The 6,293-nt window shown below is 56.1% G+C and carries 7 protein-coding genes and 1 pseudogene; 5 read left to right on the forward strand and 3 right to left on the reverse strand.

Features of this window, described 5'->3' with window-relative positions:
- The coding region (locus tag EOA27_RS17430; RefSeq protein WP_245474027.1) for a leucine zipper domain-containing protein at positions 1-122 on the reverse strand (122 nt) is incomplete at its 3' end.
- A gap of 438 nt (positions 123-560) precedes the next feature.
- On the reverse strand, positions 561-842 hold the full coding sequence (locus EOA27_RS17435) for a DUF2285 domain-containing protein (protein WP_063169301.1): 282 nt from the start codon (positions 840-842) through the stop codon (positions 561-563).
- A gap of 115 nt (positions 843-957) precedes the next feature.
- Between EOA27_RS17435 and EOA27_RS17440 the strand changes: the two genes are divergently transcribed.
- A complete protein-coding gene (locus EOA27_RS17440; protein ID WP_082826573.1) occupies positions 958-1,191 on the forward strand; it encodes a helix-turn-helix transcriptional regulator in 234 nt (77 codons plus the stop codon).
- 438 nt (positions 1,192-1,629) lie between these two features.
- On the opposite strand, the gene EOA27_RS17445 is transcribed toward EOA27_RS17440, so the two are convergent.
- Positions 1,630-1,896, reverse strand: a complete 267-nt coding sequence (locus EOA27_RS17445) for a DUF2285 domain-containing protein (protein ID WP_063169299.1) — start codon at positions 1,894-1,896, stop codon at positions 1,630-1,632.
- 109 nt (positions 1,897-2,005) lie between these two features.
- Here EOA27_RS17445 and EOA27_RS17450 point away from each other — a divergent pair, with 109 nt between their 5' ends.
- The 4 genes and pseudogenes from EOA27_RS17450 to EOA27_RS17465 form a co-directional block, all read left to right on the forward strand.
- Positions 2,006-2,224 (forward strand): helix-turn-helix transcriptional regulator, encoded by a 219-nt coding sequence (locus EOA27_RS17450; RefSeq protein WP_029354714.1) that lies wholly within the window; start codon positions 2,006-2,008, stop codon positions 2,222-2,224.
- Positions 2,225-2,881: 657 nt separating this feature from the next.
- Positions 2,882-3,826 carry a DMT family transporter gene (locus EOA27_RS17455; protein WP_082826572.1) on the forward strand — a complete coding sequence of 315 codons (945 nt, stop codon included), beginning with the start codon at positions 2,882-2,884 and terminating at the stop codon, positions 3,824-3,826.
- Positions 3,823-5,805 (forward strand): argininosuccinate synthase-related protein, encoded by a 1,983-nt coding sequence (locus EOA27_RS17460; protein WP_063169298.1) that lies wholly within the window; start codon positions 3,823-3,825, stop codon positions 5,803-5,805. The genes EOA27_RS17455 and EOA27_RS17460 overlap by 4 nt, the downstream gene beginning before the upstream one ends.
- Positions 5,806-6,007: 202 nt before the next feature.
- Positions 6,008-6,293: pseudogene (locus EOA27_RS17465) on the forward strand (aminotransferase class III-fold pyridoxal phosphate-dependent enzyme); the annotation flags it as partial.

Raw genomic sequence — 6,293 nt, forward strand, 5'->3', positions numbered from 1 at the left:
ATCTTGGCCGACACGCCGTAGACACGCGCCGCATGGGCTTTGGAGAAAGCGCCTTCTATCACCGACAGCGCCATCTCCTCTCGACGCAGCGGTGTGAGACGGGCATTCTTATGGATGTTCATTCGGACCCTCCGGTGAGTGCTGAAGCTTGGTAACTCCAGTCTCCCCGGTCCGGTCCGAATGGACAACCTCCCGAAAGCTCACAGCTAGTCGTGCGGTTATATAGTTTCCGAGGATGGCCCGCTTGCATACCTGCCTGCCGGTAATCTCTAACCCTTGACTTAGGGCGATGGCTATCGGTTATGCGGCTTGAAAGCGAAGAGGTGGACCCTTCGTCGAGCGCCGGTACGATATGGAGTGCTGCTCCGGGCTAATACCCATCCAGACAGAGCGGAACCTTCTATCACGTCAGACGCTCGGACAGTTGCCAAACCCCGATTTCCTGGGAACTGAATTGTGCTCGCCACCGGGTCCATTTTGCCGGCGCGTCTGTGGTGCAGGCCCCGATCAGCCTGACCAATGGCACAGGAACGCTTCTATGACCGAGCACTGCGAATTTGTCAGCTGGCGAACAATTCCTTGTAGCCGCTCGTCACCATCCAGTTCGCACGGTCGAGATGACTACGAAGCGCCTTCCTGGCGCGCTCCGGTTCAAGTGCCGGATCAATGCCGAGGATCAGTTGGGCCATTTCCTCTTCGGGCGCCTCATCGGCTGAGGCGTCCAGGAGCCTCATATAGATGGTAAAGTGCGCCCTGTCGTAGGCGGTAAGACGGTCAGACCAAGGGACTTCGTCGAGCAGTGTTGAGCTTTGAGTCCTATCTGTTCCCGTTGATTGATTCATGTCTGCCGCGAACCTCGCATGTTGATCGCTGGATCCAAGGCAGAATATCCCAAAATGGGATAATCCGAAACGGGGATTAGTCGCTGAGCCGGTCTCTACCTGCCGGTTCACCTAAATGCCCAAATCTCTTCGATCTCCCCGCCACCAGCGGTTTCTGGCCCAGTTGATCTCACTGCGCAATGTCAAAGGGCTGACGCAGGCGCAGGTGGCTGAGAAGCTTGGTCGTCCGCAATCTTTCGTGGCGAAATATGAGGGTGGCGAACGGCGTCTCGATGTCATTGAGTTTCTCGACGTAACTGCGGCCCTCGATGCTGATCCGTGTGAGATTCTGTTGAGCCTGCGCACGTAGTGGGCGCCCGCGCCCATCACCGCGCGTGCCGTGTGCCGGTGGGTCGAGCCCCGCTTTTCTTGGCTCTGGCGTCTCGACCATTCCGCTGCGCCTCCTAGCGCGTCGTTAGACTCTCGCAATTCGCTCTGTTTTGTGCCTTTCTCAGCAGGTGGCGCCGCATCCTTCTAGGCCCGCCGCGGCGTCCCGCAACCCTTAGCCAGCTGTGAGCTTTCAGTAGGTTGTCCATCCGGCCCTTCGGATGCGGTGCGGCTCAGACGGCGGACCCGTTCCTGTCATGATTCGCCGCCGCACCCATTCCTGGGAAGCAGCCATTGGCGAGCGGAGGACAAAATGATGAGACAGCGAAGCGCTGGGCCATCCGCGCTGTGGTGATACGTCGATGCATGGCGGTTGCGCGACTTCGTTGCTTGAAGCGAAGCGACCGCACCGCCCATTTCGTCAACTGGCGAACAAATCCTTGTAGCCGCTCGTCACCACCCAGTTTGCACGGTCGAGATGACTGCGAAGAACGTTGCGTGCGCGCTCAGGTTCGCGTGCCGGATCAATGCCGAGGATCACTTTGGCCATTTCCTCTTCAGTGGCGTTGTCGGCCGAGGCGTCCAGGAGCCTCATATAGGTTGTAAAGTGGTCCTTGTCGTAGGCTGTAATGCGGTCCGACCAGGGGACCTCGTCGGCGAACGGCGTGTTCGATCTGGGCTGCAACATCGCTAATTCTATCTCCGGCCAATGGACCCGCGAAGCCCTGTGCCTGCTAAATGTGGATTACATATTATAGTTGATAAACTCAAGCCGCCTGATCCGCTGGCTTGCGTGCATGGATATGCGCAAGTTGGTCGGACGGAATGTGCAGAGGATCAGGCAAAGGAAGCGCCTGACGCAGGAGCAGCTTGCGGAGATTTCCGGGTTCAGTCAGCAGTACATCAGCGGCTTGGAGAAAGGCCGAAGAAATCCGACAATTATCACGATCTATGAACTGGCATTGGCCCTCGGCGTCAGCCACATGGATCTGGTTCGGCCCGACAAACAGGCATGATACACCCGCCCTCCAAGTAGCTGGCCGCCTGATGGCGCGCGCCGGGTGCTCGTGAACCCAGGCTTTTCTTAGGGTCCCCCGGCAGCCCCTGCCATTTGGCTCGCCCTGGCCCGGCGCACCCTATTGGACAGTCGGCCGCTGCGGTTTTTGTCAGCCTTTCCTGGGGCGGTCGGCATTGCCTTTTAGGCCCGCCGCGGCCTCCCGCAACCTTCGCTCTCGCTTCAGGTCCTTCTCTTGGTTACGATCCTTCGGATGCGGTTCGCCTCTTTCAGCGGGCCTAATCGCTTTCTGCCGCCCACCCCACGGGGACAGCCACGCGAGACTAGTATGGAGCGTTGCGGTTAGCGCACGAACAGCAAAGGAACTGAAAAAACAGGCAACTGTCGAAGCATGGCTGAACCAGCCATCGTGTCGGCATCTTGGAGCCGCGTGTTCGCCTTGAGGCCCTGCCGGTAGGATCCCTGCAGTTGAAGTCATTGTCGGCATTCTGACAACAATGGACATGAACCGCCGAACTATCAAGGCGACCAGGTTGTTGTCTAGCAATGGTTTTCCGAATCGGCACGGCACTTGCGTTACCAAAAACAAGTACGCCGCGGCACGGATCGCCCAAGAGGCTGAACGACCTGATCTGTTTGACCCTCGCAGCAGGGGTGGATGGCTAACACAAAGGAAACTTTGAAGGTGGACGTTTTCGAAAGTTCTCCAATACCTGTCAGGAAAACACGGACGCCATCTTTCTCGGTGGATCTAGCCTTGCTGGGAGTCGCATTCGTTTGGGGGGCGAGCTATCCGGTCGGGAAAGGCGCACTGTTCTACGCGCCGGTTTCGATACTTGTTCTTTATCGCTTCCTGATTACTACGATCATTACGGCAGTGGCTGCAAGACATGAGATCGCATTGGTCTCCTGGGGCGATTTCATCCGCGGCTTCGCATTGGGAACAATACTTTTTTGCATCTTTATTGCTGAAACTTACGGCGTTGCATCGACAAGCGCAATGAACACGGCCTTGATCATATCGCTTTGTGTGATTTTCACGCCGAGCATCGACTATGGGCTATCACGGCGACTTCCACCTACGGGCATTTTGGCAAGTGCTGCCATAGCGTGCATCGGTGTCGGCATTCTCACTGGCGGGATCAGCAGGTTCAGCCCGGGTGACGCGCTTGTCTTGGGGGCCGCGATTCTGCGAGCGGTTATGGTCGTTTCCACCAAACGCCTTCTGGCCGGCCGGCAGATTTCATCTGCAGCCCTGACGGCCATCCAAGGATCGACGGTGGCAACACTTACTTTCGTTTTGGCCGTCGCTCAGTTCGGAATTTCAGGCCTTGTTGTGAGGGCCACCCTTCAGTTTTGGGGCGCTGTTGCCTTCCTTGCACTCTTCTGCACCCTCGCTGCATTCTACATTCAAAATGCCGCAGTGAGAAAATCCACACCGACACGGGTTGGCTTCTTGATGGGAACAGAACCTTTTTTTGGTTTCGTTCTAGCGCACCTTCTTCTGAATGAGCCTTTGACAGTACCGAGCTTGATAGGCGCAGGCCTCGTCCTCGCTGCGACGTTTGCTGGCATCTGGTTTGAGAGCAGGACATCCAAATGAACCCCATCTTGGCTTCCACCAAACCCGCCATCGGCGGCATTTCGAGTTTTGAAGATCTGGAGGCTTTTCCGGACCGAACCGCACCAGTTGCAACCATGTTCAGCGGCGGTCTCGACAGCACCTATCTTCTCTACAAGCTGCAAAGCCTTGGCTTTGCGAACATTGAAGCTGTCGCAGCGGATGTCGGAACGCGCATCGATCAGCCTTTGTTGGAACGGACGGCAGCCATGTTCGGCGCGCGCTTTGTCTGCCTCGAAGGGCGGGATGCCTTTGTCGAACAAGGCGTGAAATCAGCCATTCGAGCCCACGCCAAGTACCTTGGCATCTATCCGTTGAGCAGTTCGTTGAGCCGTCCCATAATCGCATCTTTGGTTGTTAATCATGCTAGGTCAATCAACTCACGGCTGGTTCTTCATACAGCAAACCTTTCTCAAAACAGTCTTCCGCGCCTTAACAATAGCATTAAGCGCTCAGGATTTTCCGGCAACTTCGGCAGTCCGTATGAATGCTCTGTGATATCCCGACAACAGAAGACCTCCGACCTGTCCAAGTGTGGAGCGACTTTTGTGGCGGACCGCACGTGGAGCGCGGACGAAAACCTCTGGTGTCGGGAATTCGAGTCGGGGCCTTTGGAAGATCCCGAGAACTTTTCCATCCCCGAGGAGGCATTTGCTTGGACGCGCCACATTCCCGCAGAGCAGCCGGTAGAGATCAAACTCGGGTTTGCAGACGGAAGTCTCGTGTCAATTGATGACCGTGATGTTGCATTGGTCGACGCAATCCCGTTCCTGAATAACACGGTCGGCAAATTCGGGCACGGCCGCTTTGTCGGGCTTGAACACATCACAACCGGCCAAAAGGTTCTCGAAGTCCGCGAGGCCCCTGCCGCGGCCATTATCTTCGACGCGCTGCGTCACCTCGAAACCGCTTCTCTTGACGTGGCATCAATCGTTTTGAAGCAAGGGCTTGAGCAAGCCTGGTCCCAAGAGGCGGTTTCAGGTGCATGGGGCAGTACTATTCACCAGATGTGCGAACGGGCCATTGCATCCGCCCTCGAGGGCGTTAGCGGGAGCGTCAGCTACATAGTCGATCACACACGCTTTTTACCTCGGTCGATCCGAGCCAGGACGCCGAGATACATTAGGGACCGCGACCTTTGGGAATACCAAGCCGCAACCCACATAGCGTTGTCCAAAGCGTTCCGTCCTCGCCAAGTCACCAAAAGGGAGACACCCGTGGAAAACAACGCACCCCAGGCGCCGGCCAACCTCAGTCAACAATGCACTGACGGTCTGGTGACAAATGGATGGTGGTTTTCAAAAGGCGAGCGCGCCGAAGCCTGCTTTGGCATCGAAATTGATGCAGCCTGGAAGAACTTTGCTGACCATTGGAATCGACTTCTTCTCGATGAATACATGCGTGACGGCGGAACATATCGTTACCGGCGCTATAGCGCTTTTGAATATGACGCGACTGACGGAATCTTTAGGCTCCTACCCCACGCCCCCTACGAACAATCAAAAAGTGTCAATCATCTGAATGGCGGCTTCAAGCGCCACTTCGAGCCCCTTGAAAACTCCTTTATAGACCATCCCGTCTTAGAAAAGATTCTGACAGGTTTCTGCAGAATTCTATGTGAAGCCGCCCGACATGATCGTTGGAATATCAAGATCCATCCCTACCGGATTGTCGCGCGCGATGGTGTAAATGGCAAACCGGCACCCGAGGGCCTTCACCAGGACGGGGTGGACTTCATTGCTTGCTATATGATTGGGCGGGTCAACGTCACCGGCGGCATGAGCATGATCACCGACGCCTCAAAGGAGTTCCTCGGCGAGGTCGAAATGAACTCCCCGAATGATTTTGTGATCTGCAACGACCGCGAAACCTTTCACGATGTATCGTCGATTGTGGCCGAAAACCTGAAAATGCCGTACGCTTATCGCGACGTCCTTGTGATCGCCTTCGAGAAATTATAACGCCCAGCGCGCCGAGAGCATTTTCAACAAGGTTCAATACTGCTTGGTATCCTCTCGGGTGTTCCTGGTGCGGGAACAATGCAGGATTAATTTCTTGCATCTAAACACCTAGATAGCAGTTTCGCCTCTCTGGTATGATGGTTTTTGGCCTCGCGGATCTCGCGTAATACGAATGACCGTGGACACCCCCGATCTTCGCAAGAAAGTGAGAAATTATCCTCATGCTGTCCGACGAGGTGGTCTGCGGCTTCGGAGGCACCGGGAACTGGTTTGGTAGCCAGACATTTGGGATGGAACCGGACATGCTCTCGATCGCCGGGGGGCTTTCATCCGGTCACCTGCCCATTGGCGGCGTCATTATCTCGACAAGATTTATCAATGCGCCGCTGACGAGGCCCACAAGGTCGGCGTGTTCGGTCACGGTTTCACCTACTCCGGTCATCCGGTGATAGCGGCCGTCGCCGCCGAGGCGATCAGGATCTACAGCG

Source organism: Mesorhizobium sp. M2A.F.Ca.ET.037.01.1.1 (assembly GCF_003998075.1).
Classification (GTDB): domain Bacteria; phylum Pseudomonadota; class Alphaproteobacteria; order Rhizobiales; family Rhizobiaceae; genus Mesorhizobium.

Bases quoted from the DNA above. Each gene is read 5' to 3' on its own strand.
- EOA27_RS17440 (WP_082826573.1), top strand. From the start codon at position 958: ATGCCCAAATCTCTTCGATCTCCCCGCCACCAGCGGTTTCTGGCCCAG.
- EOA27_RS17455 (WP_082826572.1), top strand. From the start codon at position 2,882: ATGGCTAACACAAAGGAAACTTTGAAGGTGGACGTTTTCGAAAGTTCT.
- EOA27_RS17435 (WP_063169301.1), bottom strand. From the start codon at position 842: ATGAATCAATCAACGGGAACAGATAGGACTCAAAGCTCAACACTGCTC.
- EOA27_RS17450 (WP_029354714.1), top strand. From the start codon at position 2,006: ATGGATATGCGCAAGTTGGTCGGACGGAATGTGCAGAGGATCAGGCAA.
- EOA27_RS17460 (WP_063169298.1), top strand. From the start codon at position 3,823: ATGAACCCCATCTTGGCTTCCACCAAACCCGCCATCGGCGGCATTTCG.
- EOA27_RS17445 (WP_063169299.1), bottom strand. From the start codon at position 1,896: ATGTTGCAGCCCAGATCGAACACGCCGTTCGCCGACGAGGTCCCCTGG.